The sequence below is a fragment of the Synechococcus sp. Cruz CV12-2-Slac-r genome, assembly GCF_024346075.1.
Classification (GTDB): Bacteria; Cyanobacteriota; Cyanobacteriia; order PCC-6307; family Cyanobiaceae; genus Synechococcus_D.
In genome coordinates this window covers 1-17,840 of record NZ_JAGQEK010000019.1, presented here as the reverse complement: position 1 = coordinate 17,840, position 17,840 = coordinate 1, and the positions used below count along the sequence as shown (strand labels likewise).

The 17,840-nt window shown below is 50.3% G+C and carries 18 protein-coding genes; 5 read left to right on the top strand and 13 right to left on the bottom strand.

Features of this window, described 5'->3' with window-relative positions; genetic code table 11:
- The 7 genes from lpxB to KB557_RS03175 form a co-directional block, all read right to left on the bottom strand.
- Window positions 1-901 (bottom strand): lipid-A-disaccharide synthase (lpxB, locus tag KB557_RS03205; RefSeq protein WP_255131363.1); only part of this gene is annotated, 901 nt, incomplete at its 3' end.
- A complete protein-coding gene (lpxA, locus tag KB557_RS03200; RefSeq protein WP_255131362.1) occupies window positions 898-1,722 on the bottom strand; it encodes an acyl-ACP--UDP-N-acetylglucosamine O-acyltransferase in 825 nt (274 codons plus the stop codon). The genes lpxA and lpxB, both read right to left, overlap by 4 nt.
- A 2-nt stretch (window positions 1,723-1,724) precedes the next feature.
- Window positions 1,725-2,174, bottom strand: coding sequence for a 3-hydroxyacyl-ACP dehydratase FabZ (gene fabZ, locus KB557_RS03195; RefSeq protein ID WP_255131361.1), 450 nt, complete (start codon window positions 2,172-2,174; stop codon window positions 1,725-1,727).
- Complete coding sequence (gene lpxC / locus KB557_RS03190; RefSeq protein WP_255131360.1) at window positions 2,174-3,016, bottom strand: UDP-3-O-acyl-N-acetylglucosamine deacetylase; 843 nt, start codon at window positions 3,014-3,016, stop codon at window positions 2,174-2,176. Before lpxC ends, fabZ begins: the two co-directional genes overlap by 1 nt.
- A 2-nt stretch (window positions 3,017-3,018) precedes the next feature.
- Window positions 3,019-5,166 (bottom strand): BamA/TamA family outer membrane protein, encoded by a 2,148-nt coding sequence (locus tag KB557_RS03185; RefSeq protein ID WP_255131358.1) that lies wholly within the window; start codon window positions 5,164-5,166, stop codon window positions 3,019-3,021.
- 131 nt (window positions 5,167-5,297) lie between these two features.
- Entirely contained in the window at window positions 5,298-6,041 is a 744-nt protein-coding gene (purC, locus tag KB557_RS03180) for a phosphoribosylaminoimidazolesuccinocarboxamide synthase (RefSeq protein WP_255131357.1), read from the bottom strand.
- Window positions 6,038-8,194, bottom strand: coding sequence for a hypothetical protein (locus KB557_RS03175; protein WP_255131356.1), 2,157 nt, complete (start codon window positions 8,192-8,194; stop codon window positions 6,038-6,040). Before KB557_RS03175 ends, purC begins: the two co-directional genes overlap by 4 nt.
- A gap of 25 nt (window positions 8,195-8,219) precedes the next feature.
- Between KB557_RS03175 and purD the strand changes: the two genes are divergently transcribed.
- Together purD and KB557_RS03165 are read left to right on the top strand one after the other, a co-directional pair.
- Entirely contained in the window at window positions 8,220-9,518 is a 1,299-nt protein-coding gene (purD, locus tag KB557_RS03170) for a phosphoribosylamine--glycine ligase (protein ID WP_255131355.1), read from the top strand.
- Window positions 9,519-9,565: 47 nt separating this feature from the next.
- Window positions 9,566-11,494 (top strand): ATP-binding protein, encoded by a 1,929-nt coding sequence (locus tag KB557_RS03165; RefSeq protein ID WP_399218579.1) that lies wholly within the window; start codon window positions 9,566-9,568, stop codon window positions 11,492-11,494.
- Between the two features lies 1 nt (window position 11,495).
- On the opposite strand, the gene kaiC is transcribed toward KB557_RS03165, so the two are convergent.
- Genes kaiC through KB557_RS03150 form a run of 3 tightly spaced genes read right to left on the bottom strand, consistent with a single transcriptional unit; the run spans window position 11,496 to window position 14,245 of the window.
- On the bottom strand, window positions 11,496-13,049 hold the full coding sequence (gene kaiC, locus KB557_RS03160; protein ID WP_255131354.1) for a circadian clock protein KaiC: 1,554 nt from the start codon (window positions 13,047-13,049) through the stop codon (window positions 11,496-11,498).
- A gap of 9 nt (window positions 13,050-13,058) precedes the next feature.
- Window positions 13,059-13,391 (bottom strand): circadian clock protein KaiB, encoded by a 333-nt coding sequence (gene kaiB, locus KB557_RS03155; protein ID WP_255131353.1) that lies wholly within the window; start codon window positions 13,389-13,391, stop codon window positions 13,059-13,061.
- Window positions 13,388-14,245: a circadian clock protein KaiA gene (locus KB557_RS03150; protein ID WP_255131352.1), complete on the bottom strand. Its 858-nt coding sequence runs from the start codon at window positions 14,243-14,245 to the stop codon at window positions 13,388-13,390. Before KB557_RS03150 ends, kaiB begins: the two co-directional genes overlap by 4 nt.
- 120 nt (window positions 14,246-14,365) lie before the next feature.
- Here KB557_RS03150 and rplU point away from each other — a divergent pair, with 120 nt between their 5' ends.
- Entirely contained in the window at window positions 14,366-14,707 is a 342-nt protein-coding gene (rplU, locus tag KB557_RS03145; protein ID WP_255131351.1) for a 50S ribosomal protein L21, read from the top strand.
- A gap of 51 nt (window positions 14,708-14,758) precedes the next feature.
- Window positions 14,759-15,034, top strand: a complete 276-nt coding sequence (rpmA, locus tag KB557_RS03140; protein WP_255131350.1) for a 50S ribosomal protein L27 — start codon at window positions 14,759-14,761, stop codon at window positions 15,032-15,034.
- On the opposite strand, the gene KB557_RS03135 is transcribed toward rpmA, so the two are convergent.
- Together KB557_RS03135 and KB557_RS03130 are read right to left on the bottom strand one after the other, a co-directional pair.
- Window positions 15,009-15,446, bottom strand: a complete 438-nt coding sequence (locus tag KB557_RS03135; protein WP_255131349.1) for a DUF2127 domain-containing protein — start codon at window positions 15,444-15,446, stop codon at window positions 15,009-15,011. The two genes, rpmA and KB557_RS03135, sit on opposite strands and share 26 nt — an antisense overlap.
- Window positions 15,446-16,207, bottom strand: a complete 762-nt coding sequence (locus KB557_RS03130; RefSeq protein ID WP_255131348.1) for a bifunctional 2-polyprenyl-6-hydroxyphenol methylase/3-demethylubiquinol 3-O-methyltransferase UbiG — start codon at window positions 16,205-16,207, stop codon at window positions 15,446-15,448. Before KB557_RS03130 ends, KB557_RS03135 begins: the two co-directional genes overlap by 1 nt.
- A gap of 43 nt (window positions 16,208-16,250) precedes the next feature.
- Between KB557_RS03130 and truB the strand changes: the two genes are divergently transcribed.
- Window positions 16,251-17,171 (top strand): tRNA pseudouridine(55) synthase TruB, encoded by a 921-nt coding sequence (truB, locus tag KB557_RS03125; protein WP_255131347.1) that lies wholly within the window; start codon window positions 16,251-16,253, stop codon window positions 17,169-17,171.
- Here truB and KB557_RS03120 read toward each other — a convergent pair.
- A complete protein-coding gene (locus tag KB557_RS03120; RefSeq protein WP_255131346.1) occupies window positions 17,168-17,839 on the bottom strand; it encodes a glucosamine-6-phosphate deaminase in 672 nt (223 codons plus the stop codon). The genes truB and KB557_RS03120 overlap by 4 nt on opposite strands.
- Between the last annotated feature and the right edge of the window lies 1 nt (window position 17,840).

The window sequence follows — 17,840 nt, the reverse complement described above, 5'->3', positions numbered from 1 at the left end:
CCTTGTAGGCCACCACCTGGGGTACCCCCCGCAAGGCCAATTCAAGATTAACGGTGCCGGATTTTGTGAGGGCTAAATCAGCTGCTGCGCAAATAGTTGGCCGCAGCCGATCGGAATCATCCGAGCTCAAAACTGTTGCTTGCAGGCCAAATTCATCAATTACATCGCGCAAAGGCTGCTCAAAACCGGTTTGAGCTGCGGTGGCGATCACCTTGAGCTTGGGGCATAGTTTTTGCAACCTGGCAGCTGCTTCTGCAAGGGGCGGCAATAACCAACGCAATTCCTGCTTCCTAGAGGCCGGCAAAAGCAACAAAAGTGGTTCGTCTTCTGCGATGCCAAGCTCCTGGCGCGCAGCTGCGCGGCTTGGCAATTCGCCAAGAGTATCGAGGAGGGGATGACCCACCCAATGCACCACAGCTCCCCGCTCGCTATAAAACCGAGCCTCCTCAGGAAATATCGCAAGGATTTGATCACTAAATCCAATTAATTGGGTGGTGCCACCATCCCCCATACGAAAAGCCCATTCTTGAGGGGCGATGTAATAGAGCACAGGAAGGCTGGGCCTTTCACGTTTAACTCGGCGGCCCAGGGGGGTATTACCCCCCATGTAATCGATTAAAACAACGCCATCAGGTGGATTTTTGCTCAGCCAACGGCGTGCCTTGCGTTGCAGTTGCAGCGTTGGCAAAACAAGCGGTAGTGCCTCCCATAAACCAATGGCACCAAGGGGAGTTGTGTTGCCAAGCAGCTCTGCCCCAGCAGTTTCCATGCGGGGTCCCCCAAGGGCGCTCACCCGCAAAGGAATATTGCGTAGTTCTGCTTCTTGATACAAAGCCTTAATTAACAGGCTGCCCTGCAGATCACCAGACACTTCGCCGGTGCTTATCAACAGATGGGTCACTGGCGCTGGGCCGGCAACGGCCCCCTTCTGCCTTGTTTGCAACTATTTTCCAAAAATGCCACCAATTTCTCGGCCGGCGCTGAAAGTTGCTGCAAACGTGCTTGCGCTAAGGCTTCGCTAAGGGGAAATTCACTGCGATAAATCAGCTTCCAAAGCAATTGCAATTCCTTCATCACGGCGCCGTTGTTGGCATCAGCAAGGCCGCTGCGCCTCAATCCAATTAAATTCAAACCTCGCAAGCGACCTGGATGGCCCTCCACGATTGCGTAGGGGGGGATATCGCGATCAATGCGGCTCATCCCACCAACCATTGCCAAGCTGCCGATATGAACAAATTGATGAATCCCTAAAACTCCACCGATAACTGCTCTGTCGTCTATGTCTACGTGGCCTGCTACCGCCACACCATTGGCGATCACAATGCGATCGCCTAACCGGCAGTTATGGCCGATATGGCTGTAAGCCATCAAAAGATTGTGATGCCCCAGCACGGTGCGCTCTCCAGATGCTGTAGCCCGATTGATGGTGACGTATTCGCGGATGCGATTGCCATCACCAATCACAACCTCGGTGTCATCGCCAGCGTATTTGAGATCTTGCGGTTCAAGGCCAATGCAAGCGCCAGGGAAAATATGGTTATCGCTACCGATGCTCACCCGGCCATCAATCACCACATGGGGGCCGATCACACTGCCAACGCCAACACTCACCTCAGGGCCTATCACGGCAAAGGGGCCAACACTCACCCCCTCAGCCAAACGGGCGGCAGGATCCACCAACGCGGTGGGATGAATTTTGGTAGCCAAGGTTGATGGCGCCATGGTTAATCCACCAGAGAAAACATCAGCTCGCCAGAACACACAAGAGCACCATCAACGGTGACCTCGGCATGCACCTTGCCAAAGCGTTTGCGCTTCAAGCTGAGCAGTTCGCAAGTGATGAGCAACTGATCCCCCGGAACTACCGGACGGCGAAACCTTACGCCGTCTATACCTGCAAACACAAAAAGCCCTTTTGGCAGATCTGGCATCTGGGTAACAATCAAACCACCCACCTGGGCCATCGCCTCAACAATCAACACACCTGGCATCAACGGCCGCCCTGGGAAATGGCCCTGGAACTGGGGTTCATTAATAGTTACGTTCTTTAAAGCCACTGCCCGCTTCCCTGGCACATGCTCCAGCACTCGATCAACAAGGGCGAACGGGTAGCGGTGTGGCAACAAATTTAGAATTTGCTCACAACTGAGTGTCGAGGCGTCGGGGCTGGTCATTAAGTCTGTTTTTGGTAGAGGGCAGCAGCCAGCTGGGTATGTAAAAAGTGTGAACCGCGAAAGGCCATCACTTGTGCCTGGGGTAAACCCACCAGGGCTAAATCACCAATCAAATCAAGCAGTTTGTGGCGAACGGGTTCATCTATAAATCGCAGAGGGGGATTCAGCCAATTCTCACCATCACAAACCAAGGCATTATCTAGGGCACCGCCTTTGATTAATCCCGCCGCCAACAACTGATCCACCTGATCGCGAAAACCAAAAGTACGGGCAGGGGCAATCTGAGTAACAAATGCCTCAGGGGTAAGCGCCAATGAAAACAATTGGCGGCCAATGGCGGCTTGAGGAAACTCGATAGCTGCTGTAAGTAGTAATTCAGTGCTTGGTAGAGCCGCCACAAAACTATTGCCTTGCTGCAACGTAATCGGCTGCAGTAAAGGAGGCAAAGGCGGGCGGGGGCCTAGATCCTCCATTCCAGCTTCTGCGATCGCCTCCACCCAAGGAAGAGCAGAACCATCTAGCAATGGCACCTCCTCAGAATCCAGCCAAAGTTCTGCCTGGGTGATGCCTGTGCCGGCAAGGGCCGCAAGCAAATGTTCAACCGTCGCAACTTTGCGATCACCAAGCCGCAAGGCAGTGCAAAGGCGCGTGTCTTGAACGAGGCTTGGATCCAGCAGCTGGGGAGGATCGTTTGGGCGATCGATCCAGCCCACTCGAAAACCAGCTGCGGCCCCAGGCTGCAATCTCAATGTGCATTTCTCACCGGAATGCAAGCCGATACCGCGGCGCTCCACCGCAGAGCTCAAACCAAAACAACGGCTGTAATCAGCTGGCCAAAACACCTTTAGAACTTAAAGCCCACACCAACGTTAAAACGCCAGTTGCCCGTTAGGTCTTGGCTTGCCACCTCCAAACGCAGTGGGCCCACAGGGGTTGTAACAATTACGCCAGTGCCGATCGAAAAACCTTGGCCGGTTTTGAGCAGCAAACCACCTGGGTTACCGGGAACTTGATTTTGGCTACCTAGGGTGGAGCCAGCATCAATGAAAAATTCTCCGCTTATTATTTTAAAAATTGGAAAGCGATATTCAATCGTGCCTTCAATATAACTGCGGCCAACACCTAAATCACAATCATAATAGCCGCGAACCGAGTTGCTGCCTCCCAAACAAAAGGCTTCATAGGGGGGCAAGCTGCCAGTTACATTGCCGCCGGTAAGCTGTAAAGCAATCGATTGGGAGCAATCTTCCGGCTCACCTTTCTTTGGCCGGCAGCCTTTATATAACTTGAGAAAATTAACAGGAATAAAATGGGTAGCAGAAACTCTTTGTCGGTTGAAAGTGGGAGAATTCTCTCCCACGCTTAAATACTGTTCACTACTGGCATTAAAAAAGGTACCAGATCGAGGATTTTTATTATCATTCAAGGTGTTATAAGAAAGAGCAAATCTACCACCTACCAATTGGTTTTTGCTGGAGCAATTATACGCCAGGCAAATGATTTCGTCAGTATCAGCAAATGCATCACCATTATTAGTGAATGGCGCTGCACCATATTTACGTTGAGTGCTAAAGCCATTCATGGCTGTTACCTCTTGGCCGCTTAAGCCAAAAACCATCGTCCAGATATTGCGTTTATAAGGATCTCCACCCCGCAACGGACGCACGTATTGAATATTTGCTCCCGTGCGTTGCACCCGCACTAAATCACCTTCTGCTTCATAAAGGCTAGACCCGCCATAGACGGCAAAGCCAGCAGCGGCAGCGCTATCAAACTGAATATTTTCAACATCTAATACAACATTATCAGGGCGCTTAAGCAAACGATTGTAATAAATTGCCTGGGCAAGATTAACAGAATTTGCTGGTGGTTGATAGAAGCTACTTATCGTGCGCACAGCGCCATCATTTTGGCTTTGAAATACCTGTGGTATTTCCCTACTTAAAAACCCTTTAATCCTAAGGCTACTGCGATTTGGATCATCTTTAAGCCAAGGTATTTCAAAGTTCAAATCAGCGAGGGCGCCATATTGCCCGTAGGTGAAATTCAAACCCATATTCCAAGCATTACCCCAGAGATTATTTTCCTGCAGTTGAATTTGGCCAAATAAGCCCTGGTTTTGACTGTAGCCAACACCACCAGAGAGGGATCCTGTCGATTGTTCAGTTACACCTAAAACAATTGAAACCTCCCCGGGCTTACTGGGATTTGGCTTCAGGGTTACCTTTACATCTGAGAACAAACCAGTGCCATAAAGCCTCTTAATATCACCTTCCAACTGGCGGCGATTGAATAATTTACCTGGCCTAAGTGAAATTTCCCGGCTCACCACCCAGGGCTTTGATTTGCCTTTAATTGGTTTTCCCTTTTCATCTGTTGCATCACCATTGGCATTAAGAAATTGCACCTCAATGGCTTCAACAGTGCCTTCCCTCACCGCTAATTCAACCACTCCCTCAGGACTAACCCTTGTAGGGCCGCTGATACGGGCTAAGGAATATCCTTGCTCTGAATACCATTTTTGTAGCTCCACCATGCGACGGTCGAGGCTTTTTAAATTCAAAGTGCGGCCGTAATCGGAAGCAAACACTTCGCTGATCAGCGCCTTGGGTAAAAGTGCTTTGGGGTTGGTTAAAACCACCTCCTTAAGCACCGGATTTGGCGTTACGTTTACTACAAGTTTTACACCTAATGGCCCATCTTGGGGCTGAATTCTCACATCGCTAAACCAACCAGTGGCATAAACAGCAGCAATATCTGTCTTGAGAGAACTGCGGCTAGTGCTCGTGCCAGGCCTCACTGTTACGGAGTCGTAAACAGCCCGCTCCAACCTTTCCTTATCGGGATGATCCTCAAGGCCCACTACTGAAACTTCACTTATTAAAACTTTCGCTTCAATCGCTGCGGGAGAAGAACTATCTATTTGATCGGAAGCAGGCCCCCCCCCTTTTGGCTGTGCTTGAACTGGAGCACCAGCGCCAAGAACAAGCACACATAAAAGCCAATGCGCTGAAAAACCGCTTGAAAAAAAACTTTTAAACAAGCTGGGGGGAAACAGCTGAGAGCTACCAATACCCATAGTGAGTTCACTTAAACGGCAATAACACCGCGTATAACCAAAACCTACCGGTACTGCCTAGGGGTTGGCCCTAACCCTTGGACCCGTTTAAGGACCTCCCCATAGGCCTCCACAACACCGCCAAGATCCTTGCGAAAACGATCTTTGTCTAAAACTCGTTGATCTGATTGATTCCAAAGGCGGCAGGTGTCTGGGCTGATCTCATCGGCTAACAAAAGCTTGCCTGCATCGCAGCGGCCAAATTCCAACTTGAAATCCACCAAGGTGATGTTAATTTCAACAAATATCTGTTGCAAAACCCTGTTTACATCACGGCTAATGGCTTCTAACTGAACCCGCTCCGCAGGCTCCAGCAGCGCCAGCAACTTAAGGCGAGCTTCCGTTAACAGTGGATCACCTAGAGCGTCGTCTTTGTAAAACAGATCAAGCAGCGCAGGCTGCAAAGAGCTGCCCGGGGCAATGGGAAGTTGCTTACACAAAGATCCCGCCGCCAAATTGCGTAACACCACCTCTAGGGGCACAATTTTTAGGGCTTGCACTGCCATCCAACCCGGCTCGAGGCAGCCCAGGTAATGACTTGCAACCCCTCTATTTTCAAGAGCCTCAAACAACCTGGCGGAAATTTCCCAGTTCAATAAACCTTTGCCTGCCAGTTGCGCTTTTTTTTGAGCATTAAAAGCGGTGGCGTCATCTTTAAATTGCACTGCCACCACCGCCTTGTGGTTTGTGTGAAACACCTTTTTTGCTTTGCCTTCATGGAGCAAGTCGCCGATTTCAAGTTCTTTCATTTGTTGATATTGCCGGGGTTGGGCTTTCCAGAAGGAAGCAGTTGCAGCAAGCGATAACGCAAGAGCTCTAATTCAAGGGCGCCATCTTTTTTTCTATAGGCCAGGTCTTGCAATGCCGGTGCCACCCCAGAGGCAGGGTCGCTGCGGAATTCACGCCAAAGCCTGCTGAGCCTGATGGCCTCCAGCTGAGGTGCTGTGATCGGTGCCCTTGATTGCCATCGAGCCGCACGGGTCTGTTCCTGCTGTAGTTGATCCTCTAGTAGCAGCCGGCGGGCCTGGAGATTACGGGCTTCCTGCGCTCTAACGCGCAAACGCAAACGATCTTCCTGTTGGTGCAAATCTCTCAAACTGCGCAGGCCTTCTTCGGAGCGGGCAAAACCCATCAGCCCCCTGATATTTGTGCCACTTGGATCAAGTTGTTTTTCTAGCAAAAGTAATTGCCCTTGCTGAGTAATTGTTTGAAGCGTGAATTTGCCACTCCCTGAGGCCTGGTTAATTGCCGTTGTGAGCTGCTCCCGCTGCTGCAGCTGTTGCACCAGTTCGCTAAATAATTTAAGACCCTGCTGTTTTTCAAGTTCTGTAATTTCTAGAGAAGCAAGGGCACCCTCATATTCTTTTATTAATAAATTGCGACGTCGATTTCCCAGCTGCCTTGGCAAAACACCAAATTGAGCTGGCGCCAAGCGCCATGGTTGCTTTACACCAGGTAAGGGCTCAGAAATTACAGGTTGCAAAGGCACTGAAAAACGCAGACGTTGCAGATCTTCTAGTAATGCCGGCAGGGAATACAAACCTGGATAAGGATCAAATCCGAGCCTTAACTGACGCCTTTGCTCCAGATTTTCAACCCCACGTAAGCGCTCTAGTTCTTCTTGTTCCCGCATTGGCGTAAAAACTTCCCACGCGCTACCCCCGAGGCCAGGATCGGCAAGTAGCTCCCGTGAACGTTTATCAAGGGCATCAAGTTCCCGCAACGGATTACCTGCGCTGCTTTGTAAAGCCAAGCGATTCACCCGATCCAGTAGCCACGGATCTTCCTGCTTGCGGGCTTCGCTTTCCTGATCCGCCAATAAATCAAGCAAGCGCTCACGATGATTTAGTTGTTGCGCCAGCCGCTTTGCAAACTCAACCCTGGCGGCGGCCATGGCCGGGGCTTCCCCTGCTGCTGGCCCATCACCGAGAGTCACTAGCGCAGTTAGGAGTTCTCCTTTACTTGCCTCAAGTGGTTCCTGGCGACTCAAAAGCCGTTGCGCCAGAGCTGGATTGCTGCTGCCATCCGCAATACGCGCCAATTCAGCCTGTTTAACCCCGATGGAATCATCCAAACGCCGGGCCAACCGCTCTTGACGCTTACTGGTTTGGGCTGCAGCAGCGCTGTTGCCGCTAGCCAACTGCAAAGCCCTTTGCTGGCTGAGTAGTTCAACACTTACCCCCCAAGCTGCGCCGAGGGCCGATTGGTTAAGCCCTGCTGGAATAAGTTCCTCTGCCCGCTCTGGTTCACCAAGCTGCGTTAATAACCGCGCTGCTTCAAGCCTGCGGCTGGCATTCACAGCAGGCAAGGGATTGGGCTGCAGCAGCAAGGAAACAGCTTCAGGTAGAGCGCCGATGGCCTCTAATTGCTTGATTTGCAATTCAAGGGCTGTGCGTTGCACCGGCAGTTCTTGAGCAGTGCCTAGGGGCAACAACTTCCCGGCTAAGGCTTGGGGGGATCCTTGGGAAAAACGCCTCAAGGCCAAACTGGCGCGGTGATGATTTAACGCTGCGTTTGCAGCTTGCCATTGCAACAAAAACCACTCCTCCCGCTGCGCTCCCGCCGCTGGGCTTACCCGATTCAGCACCTGCAGCGCCGCCTCTGGAGCCTTGCAAGCAAGTAGCGCCTTGGCATCTGCAAACACCACGGCCAATGAATGATTGTGAGCGTTTAGCTCCAGTAGCCGCGGCCGTAATAAACGCAAGCGATCGTTGAGGCCAACAGACAGTGCTTCCGCGCAACCGGCCTGCAATTGCTGGCGATCACCCTTTTGCAAAAGCTCTTCGAAGGCTTCTGCCGAGCTGGCGCCTGGGGGTAGAGGGGGGATCGGCTTGGTAATTTTTGCCAGCAGACCGCCTGCCAGCACCCAAGGGACCACAGCCGCAGTAATAGTGAGGAGCAATGGGCAGGTGGAGCTCCGGGCAAGTATGGCTGTGGCACGTGTTTTGGTGGTGGGTTCCGGCGGTAGGGAAAACGCCCTTGCTTGGGCATTAGCCCGTTCCCAGGGCAACCCCCAGGTGTGGCTAGCGCCTGGAAATGGGGCCAGCGCTGCAATTTCTGGCTGCAACACCCTGGCAATAGACGTTGCTGATGCTGCGGGCCTGGTGGCCGCCTGCACTGCCAATCAAATCAGCCTGGTAGTAATTGGGCCGGAAGGGCCTCTAGCTGCGGGCCTCGCCGATCAGTTGCGGGCAGCAGGGTTGGCGGTGTTTGGACCCGGAGCTGATGGGGCCCAGCTGGAGGCCAGCAAGCAATGGGCCAAACAGTTAATGCAAGAAGCAGGTGTACCCACTGCCGATTTCTGGGTGGTAAATAGTGCTGAGGAAGGCGGCCAAATCGCTAGGCAACTCAACCGCCCTTTAGTAGTGAAAGCTGATGGATTAGCGGCCGGAAAGGGGGTAACTGTTGCCAGCAACCTTGAAGAAACGATCGCAGCTATTCAAGAATGTTTTTCGGGGCGTTTTGGCATAGCCGGAAGCCGAGTAGTGCTGGAAGAGCAACTCAGCGGACCGGAGGTGTCGGTATTTGCCCTCACCGATGGCAAGCAGCTGCTGCTTTTGCCCCCAGCCCAAGACCATAAACGCATTGGAGAAGGCGATAAAGGGCCTAACACGGGCGGCATGGGTGCCTATGCCCCCGCTCCCTTATTGGATGCTGCTGGCCTAGAGCAAGTGCGTGAACTGGTGTTGGAACCTGTGCTTGCTGCCTTGCGACAACGGGGGATTTCCTACCGAGGTGTTATTTACGCAGGCCTGATGCTCACAACTAGTGGCATCAAGGTGATCGAATTCAACTGTCGTTTTGGTGATCCCGAGTGTCAAACACTGATGCCCTTGCTGGAAGGAGATCTAGCAGCAGTGTTCATGGCCTGCGCCGAGGGCAAACTTGAAAGCGCCCCATCGCTAACAATTAAGCCTCTCTGCAGCGCCTGTGTGGTGGCTGCTGCTGCTAATTACCCAGGGGAACCGCGGTTGGGTGATTTGATATGCGATTTAGGGGCTGGCCTAAATGATGTTGAAGCCGAAGTTTCTCAGTTGTTTTTCGCCGGAGTAAAAAGTGATCAAACCAAACAATTAAAAACTAGTGGTGGCCGCGTGCTGGCGGCTGTAGCCCAGGCAGATGATTTTGATTCCGCCTTCGCAGCTGCCTATAAACGCCTTGCCGAAGTTAGTTTTGCTGGAATGCAATTAAGGCGCGACATCGGGCATCAGGTAAGACATCGTTAATATTGCAAGAGCCAATAATTCCCCTGACCACAACAGCCCGCCGCAGCTTGCTTGAAGCAATAACCCACTGGTGGGGCGAATTCAGTTTGCAAACCAAACTGTTAGCTGCCGCCACCTTGGTGGTGAGTCTTTTGATGACAGGCCTCACATTCTTTTCCCTTAACGGCATCCAGCAGGAAGCCCGTATGGGTGATACGCGCTACGCAAGGGATCTTGGTTTACTGCTGGCAAGCAATGTGGTGCCCTTAGCAGCGCAAGGACACGACAGGGAATTAGCACGGGTAACAGAAGATTTTTGGCGCACTAGCCGCAGCTTGCGCTACATCTTTTATGCAGACCCGGAAGGGGTCATTTATCTAGGGATCCCCATAAGCCGAGCGGATTCAGGCAGTGATTTGCTTTTAAATCGGCGGCTGGAATTACCGAGTGATCTTCAGCAGCACCCTCAAAATCCCCTTATCCGCCAACACCTAACCCCGGATGGCTTGGTAACAGATGTATTTGTGCCAATGCTTGATGGCGATCGCTATCTCGGGGTAATGGCCCTTGGCGTAAATCCAAACGAGGCTGGCTTAGCCAGTGCTGCCCTCACCCGCGATGTAACCGTGGCGGTTTTTGTATCGATCTGGGTGCTGGTGATCCTTGGGGCAGTTTTTAATGCTCTCACCATTACTCGCCCAGTAAAAGAGCTCTTGAAAGGGGTAAGGGCAGTGGCCGAAGGCGAATTCGGCACTCGAATTGCACTGCCGATGGGGGGGGAATTGGGGGAGCTACTAACTGGCTTTAACAACATGGCCACCCGGCTTCAGGCTTACGACGCGGCCAATATTGAAGAGCTCACAGCTGCTCAAATTAAGCAGCAATCTCTAATCGCCACGATGGCAGATGGCGCTTTATTGCTCGATAAAAGCGGAAATGTAGTGCTCTCAAACCCAACAGCTCGGCGATTATTCCGCTGGGAGGGTAGGAATTTAGAAAATGTTGAACTACTGCGGCTTCTGCCAGACAGCCTGTCAATGGAATTACAAGAACCCCTTGAACAGATGCTCTGCGGTAAAAGAGATAATGCTGAATTGCGTTGCGCCATGGGTGAACCGGCGCGCACCTTGCGATTAGTGTTGCAAGCGGTGCGCGATGGCAGTGGTGAATCCTTAAAAGGAATTGCTGTTACGGTGCAAGATCTCACTAGGGAGGTGGAACTAAATGCAGCGCAAAGCCGCTTTATTAGCAATGTTTCTCATGAATTACGCACCCCACTTTTCAATATTAAAAGTTACGTAGAGACCCTCCACGATATGTGGGAGGATTTAAATGATGAACAGCGCCAAGAATTTTTATTTACTGCTAATTCCGAAACAGATCGTTTAACCAGGCTTGTTAACGATGTGCTTGATCTTTCCAGACTTGAATCCGATCGGGTTTGGTCTTTTGAACCCATGGAATTAGATACTGCGATCGAGCAAACCCTGCGCAGTTATCGCTTAAATGCTCAAGATAAAGGGGTGGCTTTGGAATTAGATCTAGCGGTTGGGCTGCCGAGGGTGAGGGGAAATTACGACATGATGCTGCAGGTTTTTGATAATTTAGTTGGCAACGCACTCAAGTTCACAGCACCGGGTGGAATGGTGCATTTGAGGGCTTATCCATGGCCAGATACTTGCCCTGTGGTGCAAGGAGACAACAGCTCACCTTTACCGCGTATAAGAGTAGAAATTGCCGATAGTGGCAGCGGCATTGGTGAAGATGATTGTCGTCAGGTTTTTGAACGATTTTTTAGGGTGGAAAATGCTGTTCATACAGAGGCAGGGACGGGATTGGGTTTATCGATTGTGCGCGGTATTCTTGATAAACATGGCACCCAAGCCAAAATCGTAAGTGAACTGGGCACAGGAACAACCTTTTGGTTTGAACTTCCCCTTGAGCAATCTGATGGAGACGAGGTAATGCTTTCAAAAATTAATAAGAATCTAGCCTAAATCACAGCATTTCATTATCAATACCTCTGGCAATACGTGCGAGCTCACTGCGTTCATCTGTTGTAACTCGATGAGGCACACCACTGATTATTCGCTCAAAATTCTTAAAAGAATCTTTAATTTCAGGCCCATTGCCTGTGATTACAAATTCACGAATCGCTTTATCGTGCCAGGAACCCCGCATCTTAAATACGTTTAAAGCTCTAGACATCTCACCACGAATTTCAACATATTGAAGGAGTAAAATAGTATCAGTAATAGTTGAGATATGGGAATCAGTAATCGAGTGGCTGCCCATAAATTCTTCGGATGTATTTGTAAAGAACCCAGCGATTTCCTCCTGCTTTGCGTAGCCGGTAACCCCGATAACAAATTGCCTAAAGGCATTATGACTAATGCCACGGGCAAGAGCTGATAGGGAATCGATGGCCATTCGTGATGGCTTGAATTGACTAATTTCTGTTTTAATAATTTGTAAGTGATCTTCCAAACCAGTGGATTCCGGATAAGCGCAAATAATTTTCAACAAACCATCGGATTCCATCTGCTCAAAATCAATTCCCCAACTCGTTGCATTCCGCATAAGCTGAGCTCTTGATTCCTCGTAGGCAAATAGAATTGCGCGCTCTTTATTAGCGCAGGCATTTTCAAGAAACTTGCTTACTAAAAGGGTTTTACCTGTGCCCGTAGCACCTGTGGCCAGAATAATTGAATCCTTAAAAAATCCGCCTCCACACATTTCATCTAGTTTTAAAACACCCGAACTAATACGCACATTGGAGGAACGCTGAGTTAAGCGCATCGCCCCTAATGGGAAAATACTGATGCCGTTCACTCCCATTGTGAAAGGGAATTCACCCTTCATATGGGTGGTGCCCCTCAGCTTGAGAATTTCACAGGTGCGCCTGCGTCGCTCCCCTTCCAGCACATTGCGCAGTATCACAACATTATCTGATACGAATTCCTCCACTCCATAGCGAGCAATCGGACCGTATTCATCGATTCTTTCGGTGGTCATTACGGTTGTTACACCGATCTCTTTGAGCCGAGCTATTAAACGAAAAATCTCGCGCCTGACAACCGAAACTGCATCATATTGTTGAAATACAGCAGTGATGGAATCGATTGAAACACGTTTTGCTTTATATTTTCGTATTGCATAATTTATTCTTTCGATCAGCCCTGATAAATCAAAATTTCCCGCCACATCTTGGCCATCGGGATCCGGGGAGGCATCTAAAATAAATAATTTATCATTATCAACCATCGATTGAAGATCCCAACCAAAGCTTGCCGCATTGCGCAAGATATCAAGAGGAGATTCTTCAAAGGTTACAAATATCCCCGGTTCATCAAAATCTTTGATGCCGTTGTATAAAAAATGCAAAGAAAATACTGTTTTACCAGTACCTGATGTGCCGCTGATCAAGGTGGAGCGACCGATCGGTAGGCCGCCGTGGCACACATCATCGAAGCCTTCAATGCCAGTGGCAAGCTTTTGCACTTGGCTGAGATGGGTTTCGGCTGAACTTTGAAACATTGGGGAACTGCTCATTGCTAGAGATTATTCAGAAACTTCATCAAAGGAATAGCCATCAGCATCGTCACTGAGCTCCTCATAGAGAAGATCTAGGCCAATCAACACCTTTTCACGATCTGATAGATCGCCAATTATCCGCCGCACCGGGGGGGGCAGAATTTTTGCCAGCGTTGGCGTGGCCAGAATTTTGTCCTCTTCCGCCAGCTGTGGTTGCTTTAATACATCGATCACCTTTAGGGCGTAAACCCCGCGGAACTCGGTTTCTAAGATGTTGCGCAGGGTTTTTAGGGCCCTCATTGAATTAGGCGTGTTTCCCGCCACGTAAAGCTTGAGAATGTAGGTTTTGCGGGGGCTCATAAAAACTCCTCCTGAAGTCTTGTCGCGGCTTTTGGGCTCTGGGAGCTGCCCATGGGCTCTGGTGGGATGGAACGGCGGTACATCTCACAAAGGTGAGCCATCACGTCGAGCAAGGCAAGGCGGTAATCCTGAAGGAATTCGCTTTGATGCCCTTCTAGAACTAACTGCTTAGACCAAGAATCAATCAGATTCATATGTATTTCAACAGCCTTCGTAATTGGCAAATCACTGAAAAAGGCGGTATTTACAAAGCTTTCAATTGCTTGATTAGCAGCAGCCGGATCACGGAAATAATTAAGCAGGAGATCCCTATAACTACGTTTTAAAGACTTGGTTAGCTCACTTTGCTCAGCTTCGCTGAGATTACGCAGAAATAAATTTGGATCGCGCTTGTAGAACACCCCCAAATAACCGAGCCGCTCCTCCAGCCGTTGCGATAAACGCCAGTGGCCGTTTTTCAAATAATCTGCCTTGGCGGTTTTAAGCAGCCGTTTTTCAAGAAAATTGCAAACTGCCGCATCCAAGCTGTAAGGCAATTGCACCAGCTGATCAGCCTGTAGGTGCAGTTCCGCCTCGTGGTACTCAATCTCCCCTGTTACAGCGCCTATCACCACCGCTGGCAACAGCATTCCATGGGCTCGCAACAGGTCAAAACTGCCCTGATCTATGGCCCCCTGCTCAATCAATAGGCCATCCAAAGCTTCCCAGCAGCCCTGCAGTTCCGCCAAGAGCCGGCTTGGGTTGGCGCTGAGGATCCTCAGGTTGTAATTGCCCCCCCCTAAGCCCTGGCCACAGGCAATCAGCAGCTGCTGATCTTGCAGCAAAGCCCCTATCACCAATCCAGAAACTTCCATAACCCAATCTTGACTAAAGCAAAAGCGATCTGGGAGAATTATTGTTTGTTTCCCAATTGGGATTGCGCCAGGGCTTTCAAATGATCGAAAGATCTGCCTTGCCAATGCCGGAGCTCAGCTATGACCAACAGCCCATATGCAATTGTTGAGGCCTCGGGCCAACAATTTTGGCTTCAACCCAACCGCTATTACGACATCGATCGCTTAGCTGCTGATGTTGATTCAATAATTACCCTCAAAGAGGTATTGCTTGTAAACGACGGCAAAGGCACCACTCTCGGCATGCCTTACGTGGCTGAAGCAGAGGTGAGCTTGAAGGTGATGATCCACCGCCGCGGACCGAAAATAATTGTTTATAAAATGCAAAAGAAAAAGAAAACTCGCCGCAAAAACGGACATCGCCAAGAGCTCACCCGAGTGATGGTTGAATCGATCACGGTGGGCGGGAAAAGCATCGTCTAAGATTTATTTGATTTTATTTTTTCATTTACATACCCTTCAACTGATTTCTCCATGGCCCACAAGAAAGGCACAGGTTCAACCCGTAACGGTCGCGATTCCAATTCCAAACGGCTTGGCGTTAAACGTTATGGCGGTGAGAAAGTAACCGCTGGTTCAATTTTGATTCGTCAACGGGGCACATCTGTGTTACCCGGCGTAAATGTTGGGCAAGGATCAGACGACACCTTGTTTTCGCTAATCGATGGAATAGTTAAATTTGAAACTATCCGCCGTTCCACCCGCGAACGCAAGCGTATTACAGTTATACCTTTCGTTGCTGCTGTTTAAATAATTGCGATCCAATTATTAAGCATCCAAAAATAGTTAGAATCAATACACTAACTTTTATTATTGAATAACTTTCACGGATTTCCCAAATTTCGTATGGCAAACTTGTAATCAATACTCCTAGTAATAACCAATTACCCCAAATTGCATTTCGCAAAGCGCCATAAGCTGCTAACGCAATCAGGCTGGCATACACCCCCGACATAAGGGCAATTTTCTGCAACTTTTCAGGGCCTGCTAAAACACCCTCTTGCACAAAATGCAGCAACAATCGGTGGTTTGAAGCAGTTAATTGCTGCACTAACCCTGGAAGATGCTGATAGCTAAGGCTACCCAACAGAGCTAAAATTGATACAGAAAATAATAATGCTGAGATCAATAATTTCTTGAAAATTATTATTTTAAGTAGCATTAGCGCAAGCCATATATGCGAGTAGTAATGAGGTATGGATGAAATTGCTCCAGATACAATTCTTGCAATACTTCGAAAAATTGCTTCGTTAATTCAGGGGCATCAAAATGAAATGGGTATTCCCCATTGAAGCCTTTAAAGAAATACCAGTTAAACAATGCAGCTCCCACTTTTGGTTGCAGCCGCTGTGCAAATATTCTCAATTGTTCAGCTGGATCTGTTAGATGCTCTAACACATCTAAACACACAATACTATCAAATTTGTTTGGCAATTCTGTTGCATTTAAATCGCGCAGGCAGCGCAACTTATGGCTTAATCCAAGCGCTTTTGCCCGCTCGCATACAAAATCTCGATTTCTACCATTGAGATCTACCATCCACACCTGATCCACCTGGGGCAGCTGGGCAGCTGCCAAGGCATGGCTTCCGATTCCACCGCCAAAATCTAGATGTTGCCCTTTGGCAATTAAAGCCTGAAGACGCAACGTATCGGCAATGTAGGCAGAGCTATCTAGATGCCAGGCAGCTAATTCATACAAATGCCCGTCGCCCACCCCAGTTTCATAAAAACTTTCCACCTCAAGTTCCAGCTCCCCCGCTTTACCTGAAAAGGCACCTGGATGGAGAGCGGCAAGCGCTGCTGTGCTTTGGGGAAGCCGCTGCTCAATAGTGCTGATATCAATTTGCAAAAAATTAGAGAGCTGTTGGCGCAAGCCAAAGCCATCTTTCAAAAAGTCGTTAACGCTTGGGTGATCAAGCACCGGGCCGCAAATCCGCAAGTTCCCAACCTACGAGGGTGCAACCATGGCGAATGGCCCCCCTCCTCGCCCGCACTTGACCTCTGCCAGCTCCTGCGGATTTCTAGTGATTAATAAGCCCGCTGGCTGCACATCCCACGACTGTGTTGCGATTGCCCGCCGTTTGCTTGGTATTCGCCGGGTGGGCCACGGCGGCACCCTTGATCCGGCCGTAACAGGGGTTTTACCACTAGCTATTGGGCCCGCCACCAGGTTGCTGCCTTACCTAGATGGCACCAAGGCTTATCTGGGTCGCATTCAGCTGGGGCTCAATACCGATAGCGACGATTTAAGCGGCGAAGTTTTAAACCAAAACCCCTGGCCCCTCCTTAAAAAAGAGCAGCTGGAGGATCTACTGAGCCTTTTTTGCGGTGAACAAATGCAAAGGCCCCCCAACGTGAGTGCCGTGCATATTGATGGGGAAAGGGCCTACAAACGGGCCCGTCGCGGAGAACAACTTCAGATTCCGCCGCGGCCGGTAACCATCCACCACCTGAAGCTGCTGGAATGGAACGTTGCTGAAGGCAACTTGGCGATTGAGCTGCGCTGTTCTGCCGGCACCTATGTGCGTTCAATAGCGCGGGATCTTGGCGAGCGCCTGGGATGTGGAGCTGCCCTTGCTGAATTGCAACGCACCAGCGCTTTAGGTTTTGAACTTAACCAAGCAATCCCCCTTGAGGCGCTGCAGCCCAGCACCCCCTTGCTTGATCCACTATTGGCCCTTGGCGCAAGGCCGCAATTGAAATTAGATAGCGCGCAATGGCAGGCCTGGTGTCGCGGCCAACGGCTTCCCGCCAGCAGCGGAGTTGATTATCAAAATTGTGATGTGGTGGCGATGCTGAGGCCTGATGGCAGTTTGGCCGGATTAGCACATCCCACCTCAACGGGGGAATTGCAACCGCGGGTGGTATTTGATGCTGCTGGTTAGAAATTGGCAGCGGCGCGATCGGCCAAGACCAAACAATTTGGATGGCTTTGCAGCCAACTTGCAGGCAATGCCTCCTGGGCTGGTTCCTCCAATAAACGGCGCAGCACAGCACTCTTGTTTGCCCCTGTAACCACAAGCAAAAGCTCATCTGCCGCCAAAATATCTGCAATGCCCAAGGTGATCGCCCTTTCTGGCACCGCCAATAATTGGCCGCCAAAAGCTTCGGCATTTTGAGCTCGGGTGGCTTCGCTTAGCAGCACGCAGCGGCAGGGGGCCGTGGCGCCGCAAGGTGGTTCGTTAAACCCCACGTGGCCGTTTTCACCTAGGCCCAGCAATTGCAGGCCAATGCCTTGGCTTTGCACCTGCTGGCTATATCGGGCAGCTTCAAGAGTGGGATTTGGAGCGAGGCCATTTGGTAACAGCATTGCTGTTGGCGGGATTGCGAGCGGCTGGCCTAGATGCAGATCCATATAGGCGGCAAAAGAACGCTTATCCCCAGGGCCCAGCCCCACGTATTCATCGAGGTTGAAACTGCGCCAATGGCTCAAATTATTGATGCCTGCCTTTTGCAGTAGTGATACCAAACAGCCATAAACAGCCACCATCGTGCGGCCAGTGGCTAATCCACTAGGTGCTCGGCTCGGATCAAGCAACACCTCAGCCAACAAA

What these genes read in the sequence shown, in the direction of transcription:
- lpxA (WP_255131362.1), bottom strand. Translation starts at nt 1,722, where the DNA reads ATGGCGCCATCAACCTTGGCTACCAAAATTCATCCCACCGCGTTGGTG.
- fabZ (WP_255131361.1), bottom strand. Translation starts at nt 2,174, where the DNA reads ATGACCAGCCCCGACGCCTCGACACTCAGTTGTGAGCAAATTCTAAAT.
- purC (WP_255131357.1), bottom strand. Translation starts at nt 6,041, where the DNA reads ATGAAAGAACTTGAAATCGGCGACTTGCTCCATGAAGGCAAAGCAAAA.
- purD (WP_255131355.1), top strand. Translation starts at nt 8,220, where the DNA reads ATGGCTGTGGCACGTGTTTTGGTGGTGGGTTCCGGCGGTAGGGAAAAC.
- kaiC (WP_255131354.1), bottom strand. Translation starts at nt 13,049, where the DNA reads ATGAGCAGTTCCCCAATGTTTCAAAGTTCAGCCGAAACCCATCTCAGC.
- kaiB (WP_255131353.1), bottom strand. Translation starts at nt 13,391, where the DNA reads ATGAGCCCCCGCAAAACCTACATTCTCAAGCTTTACGTGGCGGGAAAC.
- KB557_RS03150 (WP_255131352.1), bottom strand. Translation starts at nt 14,245, where the DNA reads ATGGAAGTTTCTGGATTGGTGATAGGGGCTTTGCTGCAAGATCAGCAG.
- rplU (WP_255131351.1), top strand. Translation starts at nt 14,366, where the DNA reads ATGACCAACAGCCCATATGCAATTGTTGAGGCCTCGGGCCAACAATTT.
- rpmA (WP_255131350.1), top strand. Translation starts at nt 14,759, where the DNA reads ATGGCCCACAAGAAAGGCACAGGTTCAACCCGTAACGGTCGCGATTCC.
- KB557_RS03135 (WP_255131349.1), bottom strand. Translation starts at nt 15,446, where the DNA reads ATGCTACTTAAAATAATAATTTTCAAGAAATTATTGATCTCAGCATTA.
- truB (WP_255131347.1), top strand. Translation starts at nt 16,251, where the DNA reads ATGGCGAATGGCCCCCCTCCTCGCCCGCACTTGACCTCTGCCAGCTCC.